1 protein-coding gene is annotated in these 1670 nt (G+C 47.5%); it reads right to left on the minus strand.

Annotated elements, in window-relative coordinates; translation table 11 throughout:
• Positions 1 to 39: 39 nt before the first annotated feature.
• Positions 40 to 1595 (minus strand): IS3-like element ISSpu6 family transposase gene (locus tag K5Q99_RS21710; protein WP_220778109.1). Its coding sequence is split into 2 segments (ribosomal slippage): positions 40 to 1133 and positions 1133 to 1595, totalling 1557 coding nucleotides; the frame shifts between segments, so codons are not numbered across the junction.
• Positions 1596 to 1670: the final 75 nt, after the last annotated feature.

Consider the following 1670-nt stretch of genomic DNA (forward strand, 5'->3'; position numbering starts at 1 on the left):
CGGTGTTTTTCAAGATAGTTGTCACTCTTTGTTTAAATATTAAGCTGCATTTATTACGCCTTCTTCTGGTGCCTTATCTGGGTTGAGTGTTACAGCGCCAACCGCTTCACAATTTCTGATCTCTGTAGACCAACGCATCGGTTTTCTTTCCTTCGCCGCCTCAAGCACTTTCTTGCGCTTCGCTAAAATAGCGCCATCTTGCAGTGCATGACGTTGCCCTGGTGAGACAAAATTTAGCTGGCTGTGTTTATGCTCATCGTTGTACCAGGTTACAAACTTTTCCACCCATTCTCTTGCTGTTGCTAAGCAGCAAAAACCTGATGCCGGCCACTGTGGGCGGTATTTCAACGTTTTAAATAACGACTCTGAAAAGGGGTTGTCATTACTCACCCGCGGCCGACTTAATGATGCCGTAATACCAAGCTCTTCCAGCTTGGCTTTCATGGTCAGTGACTTCATCGGCGCCCCATTATCAGAATGCAGCACTAATGGCGTGTTAAAGCATTGCTCGCGTAACAGACAGCGTTGGATTAGCGCAGCGGCATATTCCCCACTTTCTTGCTCATGAACTTCGTAACCCACTATTTTTCTACTGTAAATATCTTCAAACAGGTACAAATAGTAGAACTGGCCTTTGACGATTGAGGCTAAATAAGTGATGTCCCATGACCACACTTGATTCGGCCCATCTGCCCGATAACTCAACGGTTTGCTTCGATTGACCGCAGCCTGAGTGCGGCCACGATGGTTAAGTTGACCATGAGCATTTAACACTCTGTAGAAGCTGGATTCCGAGGCGATATAAATCCCGTTATCTAATAATGTTGGCACAATTTGCGACGGGGGTAAGCTGGCGTACTCCGCTTGATTGCACACACTTAATATCTGTTGTCGCTCATGTTCTTCGAGTTTATTTGCTGGCTCTGGTCGAGCTGCTGTTGGCCTTAAATCAGCTTGCACTTGACCTTCTCGATACCAACGTCGATAGGTACGCTTACTGAGGCCCGTTTCAGCACAAGCCTTATAAAGGCGAGCACCCTGGGTATACGCCTCTTGGATTAAGGCAATCAATGCTATGCGCTCAGGCAAGGGGGTTAGCTCTCCTCGCTGTCGTCCCCCCAGAGCGCATTGAGCTTTTTTCTGAGCACCAGTAACGCAGCAGCTTCAGCCAGCGCTTTCTCCTTATAGCGCAATTCCCGTTGCAGCGATTTGATTTCGGCTTTGTCAGCCTTAGCCTGCTGTTTAATGGTTTTAGTTTGTACTTCTGAGGTTTGAAAACCAGCTAAACAATCCTGTTTCCACTGCTGTACTTGCTCGCGGAACAAGCCCTTTTCACGGCAATACTGGTTTATCTCCGCTTCCGACAGCGGCGCTGTTTCAATAATCACGGCAAGTTTTGCTTCAGCCGACCAATCATCGGCTGTTAATGTTTTACCTGGCACGGGGCGACCTTCTTTTCTGGCAATATCTCGCCAATGATACAAGGTTTGCACCGCGATGCCTTCTTCCCGAGCGACCTCTGCGACCGTTAAGTTGTGAGGAGGTAATAATTTTTTAAGGATCGCCTCTTTACGTTCTGGTGAATACCGAGCCATATCGTTCTCTTTTGCCGCACCCTGTCTTTAAACATAATGATTATTTAGGGGTGACAACAATCCTGACACAGGGGG

This window comes from Shewanella hafniensis, from assembly GCF_019655335.1.
Taxonomy (GTDB): Bacteria; Pseudomonadota; Gammaproteobacteria; order Enterobacterales; family Shewanellaceae; genus Shewanella; species Shewanella hafniensis.